Source organism: Luteimonas sp. 9C (assembly GCF_902506295.1).
GTDB lineage: Bacteria > Pseudomonadota > Gammaproteobacteria > Xanthomonadales > Xanthomonadaceae > Luteimonas.
Genome location: NZ_LR733312.1, coordinates 2,390,759 through 2,411,718 on the forward strand (window position 1 = coordinate 2,390,759; position 20,960 = coordinate 2,411,718).

Annotated in this window: 21 protein-coding genes; 11 read left to right on the plus strand and 10 right to left on the minus strand. The window is 68.9% G+C overall.

Annotation, left to right across the window (positions count from 1 at the left end; genetic code table 11):
• Nucleotides 1–87 precede the first annotated feature (87 nt).
• From CURTO8I2_RS10920 to CURTO8I2_RS10940, 5 genes are all read left to right on the plus strand, one after another.
• Nucleotides 88–459, plus strand: a complete 372-nt coding sequence (locus CURTO8I2_RS10920) for a hypothetical protein (protein ID WP_159681098.1) — start codon at nucleotides 88–90, stop codon at nucleotides 457–459.
• A gap of 39 nt (nucleotides 460–498) precedes the next feature.
• On the plus strand, nucleotides 499–1,062 hold the full coding sequence (locus tag CURTO8I2_RS10925) for an isoprenylcysteine carboxylmethyltransferase family protein (RefSeq protein WP_159681099.1): 564 nt from the start codon (nucleotides 499–501) through the stop codon (nucleotides 1,060–1,062).
• Between the two features lie 59 nt (nucleotides 1,063–1,121).
• Nucleotides 1,122–1,892: a UPF0149 family protein gene (locus CURTO8I2_RS10930; protein ID WP_159681664.1), complete on the plus strand. Its 771-nt coding sequence runs from the start codon at nucleotides 1,122–1,124 to the stop codon at nucleotides 1,890–1,892.
• A 97-nt stretch (nucleotides 1,893–1,989) separates the two neighbouring features.
• Nucleotides 1,990–2,742, plus strand: coding sequence for an SDR family NAD(P)-dependent oxidoreductase (locus tag CURTO8I2_RS10935; RefSeq protein ID WP_159681100.1), 753 nt, complete (start codon nucleotides 1,990–1,992; stop codon nucleotides 2,740–2,742).
• Between the two features lie 82 nt (nucleotides 2,743–2,824).
• Nucleotides 2,825–3,283 carry a hypothetical protein gene (locus CURTO8I2_RS10940; protein ID WP_159681101.1) on the plus strand — a complete coding sequence of 153 codons (459 nt, stop codon included), beginning with the start codon at nucleotides 2,825–2,827 and terminating at the stop codon, nucleotides 3,281–3,283.
• 45 nt (nucleotides 3,284–3,328) lie between these two features.
• Here the strand turns inward: CURTO8I2_RS10940 and CURTO8I2_RS10945 are convergent, their stop codons facing one another.
• A complete protein-coding gene (locus tag CURTO8I2_RS10945) occupies nucleotides 3,329–4,285 on the minus strand; it encodes an MBL fold metallo-hydrolase (protein ID WP_159681102.1) in 957 nt (318 codons plus the stop codon).
• A gap of 204 nt (nucleotides 4,286–4,489) precedes the next feature.
• Here CURTO8I2_RS10945 and CURTO8I2_RS10950 point away from each other — a divergent pair, with 204 nt between their 5' ends.
• A complete protein-coding gene (locus tag CURTO8I2_RS10950; RefSeq protein ID WP_159681103.1) occupies nucleotides 4,490–4,942 on the plus strand; it encodes an EF-hand domain-containing protein in 453 nt (150 codons plus the stop codon).
• A 21-nt stretch (nucleotides 4,943–4,963) separates the two neighbouring features.
• On the opposite strand, the gene speA is transcribed toward CURTO8I2_RS10950, so the two are convergent.
• Nucleotides 4,964–6,853 (minus strand): arginine decarboxylase, encoded by a 1,890-nt coding sequence (gene speA / locus CURTO8I2_RS10955; RefSeq protein WP_159681104.1) that lies wholly within the window; start codon nucleotides 6,851–6,853, stop codon nucleotides 4,964–4,966.
• A gap of 76 nt (nucleotides 6,854–6,929) precedes the next feature.
• Nucleotides 6,930–8,783 carry a M48 family metallopeptidase gene (locus CURTO8I2_RS10960; RefSeq protein WP_159681105.1) on the minus strand — a complete coding sequence of 618 codons (1,854 nt, stop codon included), beginning with the start codon at nucleotides 8,781–8,783 and terminating at the stop codon, nucleotides 6,930–6,932.
• Between the two features lie 167 nt (nucleotides 8,784–8,950).
• On the opposite strand from CURTO8I2_RS10960, the gene speE reads away from it, so the two are divergent.
• Nucleotides 8,951–9,802, plus strand: a complete 852-nt coding sequence (gene speE / locus CURTO8I2_RS10965; RefSeq protein ID WP_159681106.1) for a polyamine aminopropyltransferase — start codon at nucleotides 8,951–8,953, stop codon at nucleotides 9,800–9,802.
• A gap of 4 nt (nucleotides 9,803–9,806) precedes the next feature.
• Here speE and CURTO8I2_RS10970 read toward each other — a convergent pair whose 3' ends face one another.
• Both CURTO8I2_RS10970 and CURTO8I2_RS10975 read right to left on the minus strand, forming a co-directional pair.
• On the minus strand, nucleotides 9,807–10,109 hold the full coding sequence (locus tag CURTO8I2_RS10970) for a hypothetical protein (RefSeq protein WP_159681107.1): 303 nt from the start codon (nucleotides 10,107–10,109) through the stop codon (nucleotides 9,807–9,809).
• A gap of 151 nt (nucleotides 10,110–10,260) precedes the next feature.
• On the minus strand, nucleotides 10,261–10,599 hold the full coding sequence (locus tag CURTO8I2_RS10975) for a P-II family nitrogen regulator (protein ID WP_159681108.1): 339 nt from the start codon (nucleotides 10,597–10,599) through the stop codon (nucleotides 10,261–10,263).
• A 217-nt stretch (nucleotides 10,600–10,816) separates the two neighbouring features.
• Between CURTO8I2_RS10975 and CURTO8I2_RS10980 the strand changes: the two genes are divergently transcribed.
• From CURTO8I2_RS10980 to CURTO8I2_RS10990, 3 genes are all read left to right on the plus strand, one after another.
• Entirely contained in the window at nucleotides 10,817–11,107 is a 291-nt protein-coding gene (locus CURTO8I2_RS10980) for an accessory factor UbiK family protein (RefSeq protein ID WP_159681109.1), read from the plus strand.
• A 10-nt stretch (nucleotides 11,108–11,117) separates the two neighbouring features.
• On the plus strand, nucleotides 11,118–12,626 hold the full coding sequence (locus CURTO8I2_RS10985) for a YifB family Mg chelatase-like AAA ATPase (protein WP_159681110.1): 1,509 nt from the start codon (nucleotides 11,118–11,120) through the stop codon (nucleotides 12,624–12,626).
• 106 nt (nucleotides 12,627–12,732) lie between these two features.
• Nucleotides 12,733–14,826, plus strand: coding sequence for a S9 family peptidase (locus tag CURTO8I2_RS10990; protein WP_159681111.1), 2,094 nt, complete (start codon nucleotides 12,733–12,735; stop codon nucleotides 14,824–14,826).
• 299 nt (nucleotides 14,827–15,125) lie between these two features.
• Here CURTO8I2_RS10990 and CURTO8I2_RS10995 read toward each other — a convergent pair whose 3' ends face one another.
• From CURTO8I2_RS10995 to aceB, 5 genes are all read right to left on the minus strand, one after another.
• A complete protein-coding gene (locus CURTO8I2_RS10995; RefSeq protein ID WP_159681112.1) occupies nucleotides 15,126–15,434 on the minus strand; it encodes a hypothetical protein in 309 nt (102 codons plus the stop codon).
• Between the two features lie 331 nt (nucleotides 15,435–15,765).
• Nucleotides 15,766–16,077: a hypothetical protein gene (locus CURTO8I2_RS11000; protein ID WP_159681113.1), complete on the minus strand. Its 312-nt coding sequence runs from the start codon at nucleotides 16,075–16,077 to the stop codon at nucleotides 15,766–15,768.
• A gap of 190 nt (nucleotides 16,078–16,267) precedes the next feature.
• Entirely contained in the window at nucleotides 16,268–16,792 is a 525-nt protein-coding gene (locus tag CURTO8I2_RS11005) for a hypothetical protein (protein ID WP_236551083.1), read from the minus strand.
• Nucleotides 16,793–16,827: 35 nt separating this feature from the next.
• Nucleotides 16,828–18,159, minus strand: a complete 1,332-nt coding sequence (gene aceA, locus CURTO8I2_RS11010) for an isocitrate lyase (protein WP_159681115.1) — start codon at nucleotides 18,157–18,159, stop codon at nucleotides 16,828–16,830.
• Nucleotides 18,160–18,211: 52 nt separating this feature from the next.
• Entirely contained in the window at nucleotides 18,212–19,831 is a 1,620-nt protein-coding gene (gene aceB, locus CURTO8I2_RS11015) for a malate synthase A (protein WP_159681116.1), read from the minus strand.
• A gap of 123 nt (nucleotides 19,832–19,954) precedes the next feature.
• On the opposite strand from aceB, the gene CURTO8I2_RS11020 reads away from it, so the two are divergent.
• The gene (locus CURTO8I2_RS11020) at nucleotides 19,955–20,923 is read left to right on the plus strand and encodes a LysR family transcriptional regulator (RefSeq protein ID WP_159681117.1); all 969 of its coding nucleotides are present in this window, start codon (nucleotides 19,955–19,957) and stop codon (nucleotides 20,921–20,923) included.
• Nucleotides 20,924–20,960 lie beyond the last annotated feature (37 nt).

Genomic DNA, 20,960 nt, shown 5'->3' on the forward strand with positions numbered 1-20,960 from the left:
GCCCCATTCCGTGCCCCCCGTCCCATCCGGATCGCAGCCCGCGCGATCGGCCTGCGGACAATGGAGGCTCAAGGGAGGAAGGGCGCCATGACCATCGAAGCGGCACTGATCAAACCCGTCGTCGACGTGCTGCTGGCGCTGTTCCAGCAGGGCAGCGACCTGAAGCTGAAGCACACCGCGCAGGCGTCGGTGCGCGAGGCGATCCGCGAGCTGCTGCAGGCCAATCCGGACGAGAACCGGGCGGCGGCGCGCATCGCCATCGCGCGTGCGGCCGGCATCCTGTCCGAGGACGTGGTGCTGGCCGAGGACATGCTGCAGAAACACCGGGCGACCCGGGCCCGCACGCGTGGCAAGTCCACGACCGGCCGGCGCCGCGTGCCGAGCGAGCCGGTGGAGGCGGATACACCGGCCCGCAAACCGCCTGCCAAAGCCGGGCCCGGCACTCCGACATCACACTGAGCCTGCAAGGCTCGTCTCTCCCTCTTCCGGAGCCTGCCCATGGCCGGCGTCCTCGTGTTCGCGGCGATGAGTGTGTTGTGGTGCCTGAGCGAGCTGTGGATCGGACTGCGTCATCGCGCGTCGGATCGCCGGCGCGATGCCGGCACGCTCGCGCGGCTGGTGCTGGTGATCGGCGGCTGCGTGACCGTGGCGATGCTCGTGTCGATCTGGCCACCGGGCCGGTTTCCGCCGGCCTGGCAGCCCACGCTGCTGTGGGGCGGCTGTGCACTCATGCTCGCCGGCATGCTGTTCCGCTGGTGGGCGATCCGCGTGCTCGCCGAGCACTTCACCGTCGATGTCGCGATCGCCGCCGACCACAGGCTGATCCGCAGCGGTCCCTACCGGCAGCTGCGCCATCCCTCGTACACGGGACTGCTGATGACGTTCGCGGGGTTTCTGTGCGTTCTCGGCAGCTGGCTGGCGCCGCTGGTCGTCGCGGCGCCGTTGTGGCTCGCGCTGCGCGGGCGCATCCGCGTCGAGGAAGCCGCGCTGTCGGCGGCGTTCCCGGTCGACTACCCCGCCTACGCACGCACGACGCGCCGCCTGCTGCCCGGGATCTGGTGAGCGGCCGGCGTGCTGACGCCAGCGGGTAAGCTGTACCACCCCGCACGTTGCCGACCCGCATGACCACCCAGCCCACGACCGCCCTCAGCGACACCGACCTCGACCGGCTCGATGTGCTGCTCGACCGCTGCACCGACCCCGAGACCGGCCTCGGCAATCTGGAAATGCTCGACGGCTTCCTGTCCGCGCTCGCGGTCGGGCCGGTCGACGTCGAACTGCCGACGGTGTTCCCGGCCGTCTGGGGCACGGGCGAGGTGCCGCGTCGCGACGAGCGCCAGACCCGCGAAGCCGAAGCGCTGATCACGCGACTGGCCGCCGAGGTCGAACAGCGCATCCGCCACGATCCTTCGGAAGCGAACGATCGCGAGGCGCTGATGCCGCTGCTCGGCCTGCCGCCCGAATCCGAAGGCGACGAGAAGGCCGACGGCGCCGATGCGCTCGACGGCATTCCCGAAGACTTTCCGTTCGCCGCGGCCTGGGCCGCCGGCTTCCTGCGCGGCGCCGCGCAGTTCGAAGACGCGTGGGCGAAGTGGATGGAAGACCACGAGGCGATCGACAACGATCTGGGCGTGATCACGCGTCTGGCGATCGTCGATCCGTCGCAGCTGGCGGACGCGGAGATGACGGCGGAGGAGATGCTCACCCTCGACGAGCGTTTCGACCTGACCTATGACCTGCCGGACATGCTCTACGACATGTACCTGCAACGTCTGCACGACCGTCGTCCGGCACCGGCGAAGCGCGCCGACGTGCCCGGCCGCAACGATCCCTGCAGCTGCGGCAGCGGCAAGAAGTACAAGAAGTGCTGCGCGGACCAGGCGTCCGACTGAGCCGCAGTCCGGCGCGCAGCGCGCGCGTCGCGATCACCCCATCCCGCTTCGATCCCGCGCCGCACGTCGGCGCGCACTGCGTCCAGGAGAGTCCGCCATGACCCGCACCATTCTCATCACCGGCGGCACCTCCGGTTTCGGCGCCGCCACCGTCGCCCGCTTCCTCGATGGCGGCTGGCGCGTGATCGCAACCGGTCGTCGCGCCGATCGGTTGCAGGCACTGGTCGATGCGCACGGCAGCGAACGCCTGCACACGGCCGCGTTCGACATCCGCGACGAAGCCGCGATGCACGCCGCGCTCGATGCGCTGCCGGCGGACTTCCGCGACGTCGACGCGCTGGTCAACAACGCCGGTCTCGCACTCGGCACCGCGCCGGCGCAGCGCGCGGACCTCGCGCAGTGGCGGCAGATGATCGACACCAATGTCACTGCGCTGGTCACGCTGACGCACGCGCTGCTGCCGACGCTGATCGAACGCCGCGGCGCGATCCTCAACGTCAGCTCCATCGCCGGCAGCTATCCGTATCCCGGCGGCAACACCTACGGCGGCACGAAGGCCTTCGTCACCCAGTTCTCGCTGGGCCTGCGCGCCGATCTGCACGGCACCGGCGTGCGCGTGACCTCGATCGAACCGGGCCTGGCCGAAACCGAGTTCACCCTGGTGCGCACCAGTGGTGACCAGGGTGCCTCCGACACGCTCTATGCCGGCACCCGGCCGATCGTCGCCGACGACATCGCCGAGACGCTGTGGTGGGTCGCCAACCTGCCGCCGCACCTCAACATCAACCGGCTCGAAGTGATGCCGGTGAGCCAGTCGTTCGCGGGGTTCCAGATCCATCGCGAGGGCTGACGAAGCGCCAGGCCGTACGTACACCTGGCCTCGCTACACTCGAGGCGCGCACGCACGCGCGTCCCGCCGACAAGGAGTCGTCATGTTCCGGAACCTCTGCACCGCCGCCCTGCTCGTCCCGCTGCTGGTCGTCTCCACGACCGCATCCGCCAGTCCAGAAGTCGACCGCATGTTCGCCGCGCAGGATGCCAATCGCGATGGCGTGATCGATCAGGCCGAAGCCCGCGCGGAAGCGGGGCGGGTGTTCCGCACACTCGACGTGAACCGGGACGACGTGCTCGTGCTCGCCGAGCTGGATCCGCAGATCGCGAAGGGCAGCCCGGGCGGCGCCGGGTTTCCGCCCGAGATCCACGTCATGCTGCGACAGACCACGATGCAGCTCTGGGATGCCGACGGCAACGGCCGGATCACGCGCGCGGAAACGCGACAGGCGTTCGTGGACAGCCTGCTGAAAGCGGACCACGACGGCGACGGCGACGGCACGGTCACGCGGGCGGAACTGGTCCGCATGCACCAGGGTGTCGTCGCGCCAGCGCGCTGAAGACACCGGAGGCGCATCGCCCGCGCGGCGATGCGCCCGCCGGGTTCACTGCAACGGCGCCCAGGCGAAGCCGCCATCGCGGCGCACGATCCGACCCAGGCCCGGATACGGGAAATGCGGCGAGGCGATGGTCTCCGCGTTGTCGGCCACGCGCGCCAGCAGGGCCTCGCGGCTGGCCTCAGCGACCGGCGCGTCGCCATCGAACGCGATCGTCCACTGCGGGCGCTGCACCGACACCGCAAAGTGATGCGCGGCGTCGCCGATGTAGAGCAGGCGGGCATCGCCGTCGACGATCTCGTAGGCACTGTGGCCCGGCGTGTGGCCCTCGACCGGAATCGCGGTGACCCCGGGCACGACCTCGGCGCCCGGCGCGAACGCATCGACGCGCGGCGAGATCGCGGCGACCAGCGCGGCGTTCGCAGGCCCGGCCTGCACCGCCTGCCATTCCGGCGCCGACAGGTGCACGGTCGCATTGGCGAACAGGGCCTGGCCGGCGCCATCGGTCAGACCGCCGACGTGGTCGGGGTGCGCGTGGCTGATGAAGATGTCGGTGACCTGCGCCGGCTCGACACCCGCTGCGCGCAACGATGCGGGCAGGCGGCCGGCATCGGCGAAGTCGGCATTGCCGGCGCCGGTGTCGAACAGCAGCACCCGGTCGCCGCTGCGCACCAGCAGTGCCTGCACGGCCAGATGCACCGTGTCCGTCGGCTCGCCGGCCTGTGCCAGCACCGCATCGACCTCGGGCTTCGGGATGCCGACGGCGAGCGTCTTGCCGTCGTTGGGCACGCGGATGTCGCCATCGCGCAGCACCGCGGCGTCGAGGCTGCCGATCGTGAAGCGATGCACGTCGGCACTGTCGCTGGCAGGCGCGGTGTCGGCGGTCGCCATCGGCGGTGGCGGCGCGTCGACGGTGGCCGGTAGCGGCGCAGGGTCGGCACAGGCCGCGAGGATGGCGGTCAGTGCGATGGCGAGGACGGCGCGGGCAAGATGGGACCGTTTCATGGGTGGGCTCCGTGACAGGGACGCGGTGACCGGTCGGCCACGCGATGCCCGGTGAGCATAATTCGTGGCGGCGCCCCCATTGCGCGCAGCGGCAGGCTGCTGCATGCCGGAAACGAAGCGGGTTAATCCGATGCGTGGTCGCGCCCTCTCCGGCGCGGCGCGTTGCTAACGTGGCGCTCCGACCTTCGGCAGGATGCTGGACCCATGAAGACCTGGTTTGTCGCGGCCACAATGGCTGCCGTGATCGCGCCGTCGATCTCGACCGCCCAGACGACGTTCGACGTGCCCGGCCTGTTCGCGCGCGTCGACACCGATCGAGACGGACGCATCACACCTGCCGAGATCAGGCCGGACTCGGGTGCGGATTTCGACAGGTACGATCTCGACGGCAACGGTCTGCTGAGTCGCGATGAAGTCCGCAAGCAACAGCTTCTCCACGCGCAGGCGAGTGCTGGCAGCGCCACGTTGACGCCCGCGATCCTCGAACAGGTGACCGCCAATGCGTTCGTGTACTTCGACTTCGATCAGGATGGCCGGGTCACCCGCGAAGACTACATCCAGCGAGGCATCAGCCAATTGCTGGAAGCCGATTTCAACCGCGATGGCGTGACCACGCGCGAGGAGCTGCACCGCTTCCACCGCCAGACGCCGCGCTGAACCGCGCGGCGTCCCCAACGGTCATTCCAGCGGCGTGTCGTCCAGATACGTGTAGCCGGTGAGCCCGGCTTCCAGCGCGTCCTTGAGCGCCTGCGCTTCGTCAGCGGCGAGCGCCGCATCGTCCACCAGGGCGGTGTAGCGCGCGCGCAGGTCGGCCAGCTTGTAGCCCACGTAATCGAGCATCACGTCGGTGGTGTCGCCGCGACGCTGCTGCACGACCGTGATGCCGTCGCCCTGGATCTTCACTTCCACCGCGTCGGTGTCGCCGAACAGATTGTGGATGTCGCCGAGGATTTCCTGGTAGGCGCCGACCATGAAGAAGCCAAGTCGATACTGCTCTCCCTTGCGCAGCGGATGCAGCGGCAGCGAGGTGTCCAGATCCTCGTTCTCGACGTAGATGTCGATCTTGCCGTCGGAGTCGCAGGTCAGATCGGCGATCACGCCGCGACGCTCGGGCATCTCGTCCAGGCGCTCGATCGGCACGATCGGGAACACCTGGTCGATCGCCCAGACGTCGGGCATCGATTCGAACACGCTGAAATTGACGAAGTACTTGTCGACCAGACGCTCGTTGAGTTCGTCGAGCAGCGGCCGGTGGCTCTTCTCGTCGTAGCTCAGCCGCGCGCGCACGGCGTGCGCGATCGCATAGAACAGATCGTCGATGCGCGCGCGATGGACAAGGTCCATCTGGCCGAGCGCGTACAGCGCCAGACCTTCGGCATGCTGGTGCTGTGCCTCGTGGAACAGCTCGACCGCCGGACGCGAGGTCAGTTCGGCGTGCAGCTCGCGGAGGTTCGAGACCACGGCCGGCTCGTCGTCGTGCACGTCGGGCACGCGGCCTTCCGGCGCGCGTTCGACTTCGGACACGTTGGCGACCAGCACCGCATGGTGCGCGGTCATCGCGCGTCCGCATTCGGTGACGATGCGCGGCGGGGTGAGGCCGTGCTCGGCGCAGGCCTGGGCCAGCGGCTGCACGATGGAACCCGCGTACTGGCGAATGCCGTAGTTGACCGAGTTGTAGCTGCGCGAGCGCGTGCCTTCGTAGTCGACGCCGAGGCCGCCGCCGACATCGACGTGGGTGATCGTCGCACCGAGCTTGGTCAGCTCGACGAAGTAACGCACCGCCTCGCGCATGCCGTTGGAAATGTCGCGGACGTTGGAGATCTGCGAGCCCATGTGGAAATGCAGCAGCTGCAGGCAGTCGGCCATGCCGGCGTCGCGCAACTTCTTCCACAGATCCAGCAGCTGGCGCGGATTGAGGCCGAACTTGGCCTTGTCGCCGCCGCTGTTCTGCCACTTGCCGGCGCCGAGCGATGCCAGGCGCATGCGCACGCCGAGGCCCGGCTTCACGCCGAGCGCCGCGGCTTCTTCCATCACCAGCGCGAGCTCGGACGGCTTCTCGACGACGATGAAGGTCTGCAGGCCGAGCTTGCGGCCGATCAGCGCGAGACGGATGTACTCGCGATCCTTGTAGCCGTTGCAGACGATCAGCCCGCCCGGCCGCGACAGCGCCAGTACCGCCATCAGCTCCGGCTTGCTGCCCGCCTCCAGGCCGAAGCCGTCGCCATGGTGCGAGGCCAGCGTGCCGGCGACGCCCTGGTGCTGGTTGACCTTGATCGGATAGACGGCCGTGTAGCCGCCCGGGTACTCCCACTCGGCCTGGGCCTGCGCGAAGGCGTCCTGCAACCGCGCGAGGCGGTCGCCGAGGATGTCGGGGAAACGCACCAGCATCGGCAGCTGCGCGCCGTTCGCGCGCGCGGCGTCCACCGCCTCGGGCAGCGCGATCGACGGGCCATGCGTGCCGCGCGGCGACACGACGATGCGGCCGGCGTCATCGACGTCGAAATACCCCTCGCTCCAGTGCGGGATCGAGTAGGTCTTGCGGGCGAGGTCGGTGGACCAGGCGGTCATCGGCAGCATTCCGGGCGGGCGTGAAGGCCGCATAGTCTAGGGGCTGGCAGCCGAACCTGTGGTGACACCGCCGGCGTCAGGCTTGGCCGTGGCGATAGCTGGGCGCACCCGCGGACTTGCGGACGCGCCGCGCCACACGCCGCTGGTTGGGTGCGGTGAAGGCCACCCAGCTCCCCGGCAGCTCGAGGGCGTCGACCACGCGCTGCAGCGCCGCGTCCTCACCGAACACCAGGCCACGCCACCTCACCAGCACCAGGAAGTGCGGCGGCCCGGCCGGGTCGCCGTCGATGTGCTTGCGCACGATCCACGCACGGCCCACCTTGCCGGTGCTCGCCAGCGAGACACGGACCGCGTCCATCGCGGCGTCATCCAGGCCATGCGGCAACAGCGTGTCGTGCACGGACAGCGCATTGCGCGCCTGCGCTGCATCGCGGCGCAGGCGATCGCGCGCCTGCTGGTCGCCGACCACGCTGTCGAGAGCATCGAGTTCGTCGTGCCGGTGATGGAACTCCGCCAGCACCTCGTTGACCGCGTCGCCAGCGTCGGGGTCGAGCATGCGGGCGCGGTGCAACAGGTCGATGCCGGCGCGGTTGTCGCGCGCGAGCAGCAGCACGCCGAGGCGGTAGTGTGCGAATGCATCGTCCGGCGCCCTGCGCACCGCGTCGCGGTACAGCGGCACCGCATCCACATGCGGATGCAGGCGCTCCACCAGGGCGGCATGTTCGACGGCCTCGGTCGGCGTGCGTTCCAGCTGGCCTTCCAGTTCGCCGAGGCGATCGCTGTCGGCAGCATGCGCGCGATGCCGTTCGCGCCATCCGTCTTCGACCCGCAGCCGCCAGTCGTCGCTGAAGTCCGCTTCCAGCGCCGGCAACAGATCGCCGAGCAGCACCTCCGCGGCACTCTGCGCCGGCGGCGGCGCATCGCCTGCGACGACGCCGAGTGCCTGCAGGCGTTGGGCGAGCGATGGATGCGTGTCGTGCACGTCGGCGCGTGCGGCCAGGCGAGCGGCGACGCGCGCCTCGTCGTCCGCATGGCGACTGCGCAGCGCTGCCGCCATGTCATGCTGCAGGCCGCGCGGCGGTTGCGCATCGCGCCGGTTGGCCTCGATCACCGACGGCCAGAACTCGTGCTCGAGCCGGGCGGCACCGATGTTGACCCGGACCAGCGCACTGCCGGCGACATCGGCACCGGTCAGCCGCGCCGCCATCGCATCGGCCTGGTATTCGTTCTGGCGGGCCAGCACGAAGCTGTAGGCATCGAAGTACGGTGCGTACCAGCGGAAGAAGCGTTCGAACGCGCCGCTGGCCCAGGCACCGCGCCCGTCCAGGCCGTCGAGGACGCGATACCAGCTCACCCGCACGCGGTGGATCCAACCCGAAAAGCGCCCATGCCCACCGCCGAAATGGCCGAACTCGTGCGCCACCACCGAGGCGAACTGGCGCCGGTCGAGCAGTTGCATCAGCGGCAGGCCCAGCACCAGGTAATGGCGATGGCCGAGCAGTCCGAGCGCGCGCGGCACGCTGGCGGCCGCTGCATTGAGTTCGTCGTCGATCAGGATACCCGACAGCCGGGGCGCCTTCGCCGCGCGCCGCAGACGCTCGATCTCGGCGACCAGCGCCGGCGCCTCACCCGGTGCCAGCAGACGTCCGGCCGGCGGCTCGAAGCGGACCCACAGCGCGCGCAGCACCACCCAGCCGAAGGCGATCGGGATCCACACGATCTTCGCCAGCTTCGCCAGCAGCACCGGACTGATCGCGAGCAACACGACGACCAGCCCGACCGACAGGCCGAGCGCGAGCAGCACTGCGCCGCCGAGCACACCGAACCCCAGCCCGGCCAGCAGCGCCAGCCGCACCCGGTACGCAGTGGGCGCGCGCTGCGCGAACGCTTCCAGCCGCGCGACGCGCGCACGGCGATCCGATTCCGACATCATCCCTGTCATCCCCTGTCGCGCCCCCCGGCGCATCCCCGCCGCCAATCCTATGGGGACCGGCCACCGCGGGGAAGCCGCGGCATCCCGCGCGCAGCGGGGCCGCGCCATGCCTGCCACGGGGCCTCGGCTACAATGCGCGCCCCGCAATCGCCCGGAATCCCCGCATGGCCGCCCCGAACTGGCTCTACGAAAACTTCGACACCGCCGGCTCGGCGATCGGCTTCCGCGTCAACGCGAAGCTCGACGAGGTGCAGTCGCCGTTCCAGAAGATCGAGATCTACGAATCGACCGACTGGGGCAACGTCATGCTGATCGACGGCGCGATGATGGTCACCACGCGCGACAACTTCCTGTACCACGAGATGATGTCGCACCCCGCGCTGTTCACCCACGCCGCGCCGAAGACCGTCGTCATCATCGGCGGCGGCGACTGCGGCACGCTGCGCGAAGTGCTGCGCCACCCGGGCGTCGAGAAGGCCGTGCAGTGCGACATCGACGAGCAGGTCACGCGCATGGCGGAGAAGTACTTCCCCGAGCTGTGTGAATCCAATGGCGACCCGCGCGCCGAGATCCTGTTCGACGACGGCATCGCCTACATGGCGAACTGCGCGCCCGGCAGTGTCGACATCGTGATCGTCGATTCGACCGATCCCGTCGGCCCCGCCGAAGGCCTGTTCAACAAGGCGTTCTTCGAAAGCTGCCATCGCGCGCTGAAGGACGACGGCATCCTGGTGCAGCAGTCCGAATCGCCGCTGGTGCTGCTCGACCTCATCAAGGCCATGCGCGCCGAGATGGGCAAGGCCGGCTTCACCACGTTCCAGACCCTGCCGTTCCCGCAGCCGTGCTACCCGACCGGCTGGTGGAGCTGCACGCTGGCGCGCAAGGGCCAGGGCTTCGATTTTCGCGAGGCCGACGCCCGCGCCAAATCCTTCGAGACGCTCTACTACACCGCCGACATCCACAAGGGCGCGCAGTCGCTGCCGCCGTTCGTGGCGAAGGCGCTGGGCGAGGGCTGAGGCTTCAGCAGCCGCAGCTGCCGGTGACCGGGCGCGCGATGCGCGCGCCATCATCGCGGACGACCGACAGGCGTCCGCGGAACTTGAAGTGCTCGCACCCCTCGTTCTCGTAACAGGTGCGCGTGACGAAGCCTGCGAACCAGGCCGCGTAGCGCCCGCCCTCGAAGCGGGCATTGACCGGCATGCCGCAACGCGCGCCCCAGACGTTCAGCGTGCCGGTCACCTCGCGCAGCACCCGGTCCGTGCCATCGATGCGGATGACCGCCGGAGAACCGTCGTCGAGGCGCTGCATCAGCAGTGGCGGCACAAAGGTCCAGGTCCAAGGCGCATCGCCATGTGTGAGCGCACAACCGCATTCGGCGTGTGAGACCGGCTGCGGATCCACCCGTAAAGGGCCGTCGTTCGCGCTGCCCGCGCCGCTCAGCAGCAACGCGAGCAGTCCGATGCACCCGGGCGCGCTAGATCGCATCCCCGTCGAGTTCGCCGGTCCGGATCCGTACCGCGCGCTCCAGGTCGTAGACGAAGATCTTCCCGTCGCCGATCTTGCCCATGCCCGCCGACTTGAGGATCGCCTCGACCACGTTGTCGACGATGTCGTCGGTGATCACGATCTCGAGCTTCACCTTCGGCAGGAAGTCGACCACGTACTCGGCGCCGCGATACAGCTCGGTGTGGCCCTTCTGGCGGCCGAAGCCTTTCACTTCGGTGACGGTGATGCCGTTGACGCCGACATCGGCGAGCGCTTCGCGCACGTCGTCGAGCTTGAACGGCTTGATGATGGCCATGACCATTTTCATCGCATGGACCTCCCCGGATGGATTCGGGAACAGGATACGCCACGCTCACGCGCCCCCCCACACGATCCCCTCCAACCGCGGCTTGTCGCGGCCCCATCCCCATGCTGTAGTGCCGCCCCGCCAGGCGCCGGGATTCCCCTACCGCGCCCCAGGGCCGCAACCGACGGCATGCACCCACCCGCCGGGCGAGTCTGGCCATGCAATCAAGGACACCGTGATGATCGATCTCAATTCCGTCGACGAACTCGCCCGCCGTCTCAGCAGCCTGGTGCCACCGGGCCTGCGCGAGAGCCGCGAAGAGATCCAGGAAAACTTCAAGGCCGTGCTGCAGTCGGGCCTGACCAAGCTGGACCTGGTGACCCGCGAGGAATTCGAAGTCCAGCGCGCGGTGCTGCTGCGCACGCGCGAGAAGCTCGAAGCGCTGGAAGCGCAGGTGCGCCAGATCGAGGCCCAGTCGTCGCCGGCGAGCGCCGCGTCGACCGGCAACGCGAGCAGCACCGCCCACTAGAGGACACACCATGGGACTTGCGCTCGTGCACGGACGTGCGCGCGCAGGCATCCGCGCCCCCGAGGTCAAGGTCGAAGTGCATCTCGGCGGCGGCCTGCCGTCGATGTCGATCGTCGGGTTGCCGGAAGCCGCGGTACGCGAAGCCAAGGACCGGGTCCGCGCCGCGATCCAGTGCGCGCAGTACGAATTTCCCGCGCGCCGCATCACCGTCAATCTCGCACCGGCCGATCTGCCGAAAGGCGGCGGCCGGTTCGACCTGCCGATCGCGCTCGGCATCCTCGCCGCGAGCGGCCAGATTCCACTCGAGTCGCTGCGCGACTGGGAGTTCGTCGGCGAGCTCGGCCTGACCGGCGAACTGCGTGCGATCGATGGCGCCCTGCCGGCCGCACTCGCGGTCGCCGGCACCGGACGCGCGCTGCTGGTACCCGCGGCAAACGGACCCGAAGCCGCACTCGCGTCCGACGTCGCCGTCCACACGGCGCGCACGCTGCTCGAAGTCTGCGCGATGCTCGGCGGGCAAAAACCGTTACCCCAGGCCGTGCCGCCGCCGCAGCGCGACATCCCCACGATCGACCTGCGCGATGTACGCGGCCAGGCCCAGGCACGACGCGCGCTGGAGATCGCGGCCGCGGGCGGCCATCACCTGTTGCTGGTGGGACCGCCGGGGTGCGGCAAGACCCTGCTGGCGTCGCGATTGCCCGGCCTGCTGCCGCCGGCAAGCGAAGCCGAGGCCCTGGAGACGGCAGCGGTGCTGTCGGTCAGTGGACGCGGCCTGGACCCGACCGCCTGGCGGACGCGTCCATTCCGCAATCCGCACCACACCGCCAGCGCCGTGGCGCTGGTCGGGGGCGGCGCCGAACCGCGACCCGGCGAGATCTCGCTCGCGCACAACGGCGTGCTGTTTCTGGACGAACTCCCCGAGTGGCAACGTCATGCACTCGAAGTGCTGCGTGAGCCGCTGGAGTCCGGCATCGTCACGATCTCGCGCGCCGCGCGCCAGAGTGAATTTCCGGCGCGCTTCCAGCTGGTCGCCGCGATGAACCCGTGTCCGTGCGGCTGGGCCGGCGACGTCTCCAGCCGCTGCCGCTGCAGCAGCGACGTCATCACCCGCTATCGCGCACGCATCTCGGGGCCGTTGCTGGACCGCATCGACCTGCATGTCGACGTGCCGCGCTTGCCCCCCGCCGCACTACGACCGGATGCGCCCGGCGGCGAAGCCAGCGCCGACGTCGCCGCACGCGTCGCCTTGGCACGCGAACGGCAGCACGCGCGCGGCGGCACCCTCAATGCCCGACTCGACCAGAGCGCGACCGCGCGGGACTGCCGGCTCGCCGCACGGGACCAGGCCCTGCTCGAGCGCGCGATCGAGACCCTGCATCTGTCCGCGCGGGCGATGCATCGCATCCTGCGAGTCGCGCGCACGATCGCCGACCTCGACGGCAGCGAGGCCATCGCCACGGCGCACCTCACCGAAGCGCTGGGCTATCGCGGCGCAGGCGTCTTGCAGTCCGGCACCTGAGACGCGCGTCGAACGATCGCCTGCGACCTCCTTTTAACGGGTTTGCAACACCGTGCTTGCCCAGTCGCGCTAGCGTCACCCCGCACCATTCATCCGGGGAATCACCATGCGCCAACTCCTGCTCGCGACCGGCATTGCCGTCGCGCTGGCCGCCTGTGGCGGTCGCAACGAACCTGCCGATCCGGCCGTGCAGGCACCTGCTGCTTCGGCGCCAACGACGCTCGCCGATGTCGAACTCATTCCACGCGAGGCGCTGTTCGGCAATCCCGAGCGCGCCGGCGTGCAGCTGAGCCCGGACGGCCAGTACCTCAGCTGGATCGCCCCGGTCGACGGCACGATGAATGTCTGGGTCGCACCGGCCGACAATCCGGGTGCGGCGAAAGCGGTCACCCAGGACACCGCGCGCGGCATCCGCAGCTATTTCTGGACCTACAAGCCCGGCACGCTGCTGTATCTGCGCGACACCGGCGGTGACGAGGATTTCCACCTCTTCGCGGTCGATGTCGAGAACGCACAGAGCCGCGACCTGACCCCGTTCCCCAAGACCACCGCGCAAGTCGTCGGCGTGAGCCATCGTCAGCCCGACACGCTGCTGGTCGGCATGAATGATCGCGACGCGCAGTGGCACGATCTCTACAAGGTCGATCTCGCGAGCGGCGAACGCACGCTGGTCGAACAGAACACCGACCAGATCGCCGGCTACATCGCCGATGCCGATTACGCGCTGCGGTTCGCGTCGCGCAGCCGGCCCGATGGCGGCATGGACGTCCTGCGTCGCAATGGTGACGCGTGGGAGGTGCAGGACGACATCCCGTTCGAGGACGTGCTGACCACGGCGCCGGCCGGACTGACCGAGGACGGCAGGACGCTGTACATGTCCGACTCGCGCGAGCGCAACACGGCCGCGCTGTACGCGATCGACACCGCCGGCGGCGAGAAGACGCTGGTGCATCAGGATCCGCGCGCCGATGTCGGCGGCAGCCTGACCGATCCGCGCACCGGCGTGCTCCAGGCGGTATCGGTGAACTACCTGCGCGAGGAATGGACGACGCTCGACGATTCGATCAAGGCCGATCTCGCCAAGCTCGAAGCGATCGGCCCGGGCGAAGTCTCGATCAACAGCCGCACGCTGGATGACAAGCACTGGCTGGTTGCCTACTCCGCCGCCGAATCGCCGGTGAAGTACTACCGCTACGATCGCGGCGAGGCAGGCGCCGAAGGCACGCTGACCGAGCTGTTCTCCGGCCGCCCCGCGCTCGACGACAAGCCGCTGGTGCCGATGTGGCCGCTGGAACTCAAATCCCGCGACGGCCTGACCCTGGTCAGCTATCTCAGCCTGCCCAAACACGCCGATGCCGACAACGACGGCAAGGCCGATGCGCCGGTGCCGATGGTGCTGCTGGTGCACGGCGGCCCGTGGGCGCGCGACGGCTACGGCTACAGCGCGATGGACCAGTGGCTGGCGAATCGCGGCTACGCGGTGCTGAGCGTCAACTTCCGCGGCTCGACCGGCTTCGGCAAGGACTTCACCAACGCCGGAAACGGCGAGTGGGCGGCGAAGATGCACGACGATCTGATCGACGCCGTGCAGTGGGCGGTCGACAGCGGCGTCACCACGTCCGACAAGGTCGCGATCATGGGCGGCAGCTACGGCGGTTACGCGACGCTGGTCGGCCTGACGTTCACGCCGGAGACCTTCGCCTGCGGCGTCGACATCGTCGGTCCGGCCAACCTCAACACGCTGCTGTCGACGGTGCCGCCGTACTGGGCGAGCTTCTTTGAGCAGCTGACCCGGCGCATGGGCGATCCGCGCACCGAAGCAGGCAAGGCCTGGTTGACCGAGCGCTCACCGCTGAGCCGTGCCGACGCGATCACCAAACCATTGCTGATCGGCCAGGGCGCCAACGACCCGCGCGTCAAGCAGGCCGAAAGCGACCAGATCGTCGAGGCCATGACCGCGAAGAATATCCCGGTCACCTATGTGCTGTTTCCGGACGAAGGCCATGGCTTCGCGCGGCCGGAGAACAACAAGGCGTTCAACGCGGTGGCCGAGGGCTTCCTCGAGACCTGCCTCGGCGGCCGGTCGCAGCCGATCGGCGACGAGTTCGCGGGTTCGAGCATCACCGTGCCGACCGGCGCCAATGGCGTACCGGGGCTGGCGGATGCGCTGAAATCGCATACGCAGGACGTACGGAAGTAAGCGAGCCATCCCGCGGCGTTCACGCCGCGGGATGGAGGTGCCGTCAGGTTCGAGGCACCACGCCAGCGCTGACGCCTCGGCCGCCCCGCGGGGCGCGGTTCACGCCACCGCAGACAGGCCTCCGGTGAAGTCACGTTAGACCCGCTTCCAACGGCGCGCGACCCCGCCCTTCCTGCACGTCTCACAGGCGGGTGGAACACGCATGCCGCGATGCCTGCCCGCGGCAAAGGTGAACTGTGAATTGGCCGCCGCTGCGGACGGCCGCAGCTGGAAGATCGAAACGTCCGTCAGATTCCCAGCTATTGGCCGCGCGGTGTGCCGCGCCGATATCGAAGCGCATCGAGCGTATCTTCGCGCGCCTCTTCCTTGGACGCAGCCGTCCTGCAGATACGCGTTGCCCGCTTGCTTCCGATGGGCTTCTCATACCGGCAGATCGTCTGCTCATCGGCTGCGGCCTGGGCGGGCCGGGCGGGCTCGGCCGCAGCGACCACTGGGACCGGTTCAGCCGGCGCGACCACGGCGGGCGCGGCGACGTCCTGGGCAAAGGACACTGGAACAACCATCAGGCTGAGGGCAAAACAAGCCGCGGCGAGACCAACACTGCGCATCTGGTTGCTCCTAGAACGTAAGTTTGCGCCTGACCCTACCCCACTTGCGGCGGCCTTGCACCCCATCGCGCCGCCTGCAGCGCGCAAGCTGGGGGACATCGACCCTGCGCCGTCACCGCGCGCAGCCGATCGGCGACGAGTTCGCGGGTTCGAGCATCACTGTGCCGACCGGCGCCGATGGCGTACCGGGGCTGGCGAATGCGTTGAAGTCGCATACGCAGGACGTACGGAAGTAACCAGTGCCACCGCGGCGTGAGCGCCGCGGTGGATCTTCAGCCGGGCGCCGACACGTCTGCTCTGGCGCTCGACGCGCGTGTCGCCGCGTGCAGCCTCAGGGCTCGAAGAACTGTCCCGTCGCGCGGGTGTTGTTGCGGAACGCGTCCTGCGTGTCGCCACGCAACGTCTGCATCTCCGAAGCCTTGCGACAGACGCGCTTCGTGTAATTGCTCCCGATGGGCTTTTCGCGCGTGCAGACCATGCGGTCTTCCGCGGGCTGAGCGGCTGCGCTTGCCTGGTGCGATGCCGCTTCGGTTGCGAGCGTTTCGACCGGAGCATTCGGAGGTGTGTCGGAAGCCAAGGCCGGCAGGCCGGCGGCCAAGCCGCTGAAAGCCATCGAAAGAAGAATCGTGTGTGACATACGCATGGGTCTGCTCCTGCATGAAAGGGTCGTCCAAGCATGCAGGCTAAGAGATCCGGACACGATTTCGATAGTCGGAGTGTGGCGTTCTACGGAGAATTTCCGTGCGCTTTCCCCCTCCAACCCGCCTGGGCGGCCCGCTTCCGTATTCAGTTGCAGTGGCTACGTGGGGAACGCCAGCCGTGTCCGGAACCGCTTATCGCTGCCCCGCGCGCTTCCACACCCGCTGGTACGTCCGGTTCTGCGCCTGCAGTCCACGCGCGGTGCTGCACCGGGTCTCGGCCTGCGACGTCCCGACCGGGCGTTCGCGCCAGCATTCGAGCCGGCCGCCGGGATCGTTGTTGACGAGGGCGGAGATCGACTCCAGCGCGTTGAACAGTTCGATCTGGCGCCGTTCGGACAGGTTCGCGGTGCTGTCGACGTTTTTGAGCAAGCCGTCGACACGGTCCTGGAGACCCAGCAGCTCGGTGCGCGACGCAACGTCCAGGTGCGCGTAGCGCGGCGTGGCCGCGACGACATCGCGCCGGATGTCGGCCTGCTGGCTCCGGATCGCGCTCGCGTCACGTTGCGCGTCGATGTGATCGGTCGCGCCCACGCTGGACGCCAGCAGCACAAGAAGCAGCGGTAATGCGGTCTTCGTCCACATGGCACGCACCTCGATGGGTCGGTGACCGCAGCGTATGCCAATTCGCGCGCCGCTGCGCGCGGCTCCCGCCTGCATCCGGGAACCGCCGCAACGGCGCCGCTCAGCGCGTATCAGGCCGCCTTGGTGTCATAGAACTGTTCTTCTTCCGTCGATCCCGTCAGCGCGGTGACGCTCGAGCTGCCGCCCTGGATCACCGTGGTCACGTCGTCGAAGTAGCCCGCACCGACTTCCTGCTGGTGCGAGACGAAGGTGTAGCCCTTGTCGCGCGCGGCGAATTCGCGTTCCTGCACCTGCTCGACGTAGTGCTTCATGCCTTCGCCGCGCGCGTAGTCGTGGGCGAACTGGAAGCTGTTGAACCAGTTGATGTGGATGCCCGCCAGGGTGATGAACTGGAACCTGTAACCCAGCGCGGCGAGGTCGTCCTGGAAGCTCGCGATCTGGCGGTCGTCGAGGTTCTTCTTCCAGTTGAAGCTCGGCGAGCAGTTGTAGCTCAGCAGCTTGCCGGGGCTCTTGGCGTGCACGGCCTGGGCGAATTCGCGGGCGAAGCCGATGTCGGGCGTGCCGGTCTCGCACCACACCAGATCCGCGTAGGGCGCGTAGGCAACGCCGCGGCTGATCGCCTGCTCCAGGCCGTTGCGCACCTTGTAGAACCCTTCCGCGGTGCGCTCGCCGGTGACGAAGGGCGCGTCGTTGGCGTCGAAGTCGGAGGTCAGCAGGTTCGCGGCTTCGGCATCGGTGCGCGCGAGCACGATCGCCGGCACGCCGAGCACGTCCGCGGCCAGACGCGCGGCGACGAGCTTCTGCACGGCTTCCTGGGTGGGCACCAGCACCTTGCCGCCCATGTGGCCGCATTTCTTGACCGCGGCCAGCTGGTCCTCGAAATGCACGCCCGCGGCGCCGGCGACGAGCATGTTCTTCATCAGCTCGTACGCATTGAGCACGCCGCCGAACCCGGCTTCGCCGTCGGCGACGATCGGCAGGAAGAAATCGATCGCATCACGCTCGTCGAGCTTGCCGTCGGCGATGTTCTTCCACTGGATCTCATCGGCGCGCTGGAAGGTGTTGTTGATGCGGCGGACCATCGTCGGCACCGAGTCGTAGGCGTAGAGCGACTGGTCCGGGTACATGGTCTCGGAACTGTTGCCGTCGGCAGCGACCTGCCAGCCGGACAGGTACACCGCTTCCAGACCGGCCTTGGCCTGCTGCATCGCCTGCCCTGCGCTGATCGCGCCGAATGCGTTGACGTAGCCCTTCTTCGCGTCGCCGTTGACGAGGTCCCACAGCTTCTCGGCGCCGCGCTTGGCGAGCGTGTGTTCGGGCTGCACGCTGCCGCGCAGGCGCACGACGTCGGCAGCGGCATACGGCCGCTGGATGCCGTTCCAGCGCGGATGGGTGCTCCAGTCCTGGTGCAGGGCGTCGATCTGTTGCTGGCGGGTGCTCATGGTCGAACTCCTTTGCGATGTGATGTCGGGCGATGGGGCGGCGGCGGACGCGTCAGTCGAGGTGCGCGTAAGCCGGCACCGTCAGGAAGTCTTCGAGGGTCTGGCGCTGGGTGAGGTTTTCGAGCAGGGCGATGGCCTCGGCGACACGCGCCGCGCCGGGAAGGTCCTGTCCGGCGAGCCTGGAGGGCAGCGACAGCAGCACACGATCGAGCAGCGCGTCGTCGATCGCGGTGCCGTCGTCGAGATGCAGCGGCGCATGGCCGTCGTCTGCGTAATGGAGCCATTGCCAGAGCTGCGCGCGTGCGATCTCGGCGGTCGCGGCGTCTTCCATCATGTGGTGGATCGGCACGCAGCCGTTGCCGTCGAGCCAGGCGGCGATGTAACGCACGCAGACCTCGACATTGCCGTCGAACCCGGCGCGGCTGATCGTGCCGATCGACGGTGCGATCAGATCGTCGCGGTCGACCAGCACGTCGTCGCGCGTCATCGCGTGCTGGTGCGGGCCGCGCATGCGCTCGTCGAAGATCTGCTTCGCCAGCGGGATCAGTGCGGGGTGCGCGACCCAGGTGCCGTCATGGCCGGCCGTGACTTCGCGCAGCTTGTCGGCACGCACGCGCGCCATCGCGGCGTCGTTGGCGGCGGCGTCGCCGGCGATCGGGATCTGCGCGGCCATGCCGCCCATCGCATGTGCGCCCCGGCGGTGGCAGGTCTGCACCAGCAGTTCCGAATACGCCTTCAGGAACGGCTGGGTCATCGTGACCTGCGCGCGCTCGGGCAGCACGCGGTCGCGATGCCGGCGGAAGGTCTTGAGATAGGAAAAGATGTAATCCCAGCGCCCGCAGTTGAGGCCGGCGATCCGGCCTCTGAGCGTGTGCAGGATCTCGTCCATCTCGAACGCCGCGGGCAGGGTTTCGATGAGCACCGTCACCCGGATCTGCCCGGCCGCCAGTCCCAGCGTGCGCTCGACGTGGCCCAGCACGTCGTCCCAGAGCTGCGCCTCCTCCATGGACTGCAGCTTGGGAATGTAGAAATACGGGCCGCGGTCCTTCGCTGCCAGCGCATGCGCGTTGTGGAAGGCGAACAGGCCGGCGTCGAACAGTGCGCCCGCCATCGGCGCGCCGTCGATGCACACGTGCTTCTCGTCGAGATGCCAGCCGCGCGGGCGCACGATCAGCACCGCGCGCTGGTCCTCGGGCCTGAGCGTGTAGCGCTTGCCGGCCGGCGAGGTGAACGCCAGCGTGCCGTCGATGGCCTCGCGCAACGCGCGCTGGCCGCGCAGCAAGGTGTCCCAGGTCGGCGACGTCGAGTCCTCGAAATCGGCCATGTAGCAGTTCGCGCCCGAGTTCAGCGCATTGATGACCATCTTCGGATCGACCGGGCCGGTGATCTCGACCCGCCGGTCGCGCAGCGCGGCCGGCAGTGGCGCCACGTGCCAGTCCGATTCCCGGATCGACCGCGTCCCGGCGCGGAAGTCGGGCAGGTCGCCGGCGTCGAACGCGGCCTGCCGGGTCCGGCGCGCGGCCAGCAGGTCCAGCCTGCGGGCGTCGAAGCGGTCGTGCAGATCCGCCAGGAACGTCAGCGCGGTGGCGTCCAGCAGGTCGGCCGGGGCGCCGGCAGGGGTGACGATGCGCGGATCGTCGAGAGGCGGGACTGGCTTGATGACGGCATTCACAGGAGCGGTCCTTTCGCGTGCAGCGGCGTTATTGCGGTGCAGCAGACCGTCCTCCCAAGGCGGGTATTTGACAACCGAGTTCTGTCAATGCCTATCATCAGCTGGACTTATACGAGCGTCCGAATGCCTGCCAAGTCCCCGCCAGACCTCAGGTTTCCGTACAAGAGCGATCGACTCAAACCGCTGCGGGCGTTCTGCCAGACCACGCGGCTGGGCTCGGTCTCACGCGCGGCGGAGGCGCTGTACGTCAGCCAGCCTGCGATTTCGCTGCAACTGCAGGCGCTGGAACGCGAGCTGGGAGTCAAGCTGCTGGAGCGCAGCGGCCGGCGTCTGGTACCCACGCGCGCAGGCGAGGCGCTCTACGCACTGGCGGTGCCCCTGGTCGAAGGGCTCGACGGCCTGCCGGCGGCGTTCCGGCGCGAAGTGGGCGGACTCGATGCCGGCGAACTGACGGTCGCGGCCAACAGCTCGACCATCCTCTACCTGCTGCCGCGGATCGTGGACCTGTTCCGCCGCCAGCATCCGGACGTGCGCCTGACCTTGCAGGACGCGATCACCGCCGACGGCACCGACCTGCTGCGCAGCGACGCCGTGGATCTGGTGGTCGGCTCGATGGTCGATGTACCGGGCGACCTGAGCTATGCGCCGGTCTACCGCTTCGACCCGATCCTGCTGACCCCGCCCGACCATGCGCTCGCCCGCGCGAAGCGGCTCTCGCTGGAGGAGATCGGCCGCTACGGCCTGATCCTCCCGCCCAAGCGCCAGATCACCTACCGCCTCGTCGACCAGGTGTTCCAGCAGGCCCGCGTGCCCTACACCGTGGCGCTGGAGGTCGGCGGGTGGGAGGTCATCAAGCAGTACGTCGCGATGGGCATGGGCATTTCGATCGTCAGCTCGATCTGTCTCGACGACACCGACAGCGCGCGACTGGCGACCCGGCCGGTGTCGGCGTGGTTTCCCGCCCGCAGTTACGGCGTGGTGGTGCGCAAGGGCAAGGTGCTGTCACCCCAGGCGCGGGCGTTCATCGAACTGATCCAGCCCGACCTGTTCGTACGGCGCGATCACCAGGATGCCGGGCACTCGGAGCGGTGACCGCCGCGCTGCGACGCGCATGTTCACGGTGGCGCCG